This window comes from Salinimicrobium oceani, from assembly GCF_012037645.1.
Genome location: NZ_JAAVJR010000265.1, coordinates 1 through 583, shown reverse-complemented (window position 1 = coordinate 583; position 583 = coordinate 1). Strand labels below are relative to the sequence as shown.

At 41.5% G+C, this 583-nt stretch carries 1 pseudogene; it reads left to right on the top strand.

Going from position 1 to position 583, the window contains the following annotated elements:
- Positions 1-583: pseudogene (locus HC175_RS16645) on the top strand (M23 family peptidase); the annotation flags it as partial.

The window sequence follows — 583 nt, the reverse complement described above, 5'->3', positions numbered from 1 at the left end:
AATATTTTGTGGAAGCCGGCAAAGGCGCTCAATTTGAAGAGAAGGGAATCGATGTTTACATCCCAAAAAACAGTCTCTACCAGGATGTTTTTCTTGACGTGACCTTTGAGGAAGAAAAGATAAGCCTTCATGAGGATATTGTACCTATTCACAGCAATATTTCCATAGGCTTTGATGTAAGCAAATATGAGCCGCAGGACAGGGAGCAACTGTTCATTGCCCGGCTTAATAAATGGGGAAAGCCTAATTATTCCACCACAGCAAAAGAAGGAGATAGATTTACCACCAAAACCCGCTCTTTTGGCACCTACACCCTGGCAAGGGATACCAAAGCTCCGGCAGTAATTCCTGTCAATTTCAAAAACGGTCAGTGGATCTCGGGTAATAAGGATCTTAGAGTAAAGATCTCTGATGACCTTTCGGGAATCAATAGCTTCAGGGCTACTGTAAACGGAAAATTCATTCTCATGGAATATGAATATAAGCAAAACCTGCTCACCCATTATTTTGAAGACGGAGTGGTCACTGAGACCGAAAATCAGCTGAAAATTGAAGTAACCGATAATGTAGGAAATACCACTAT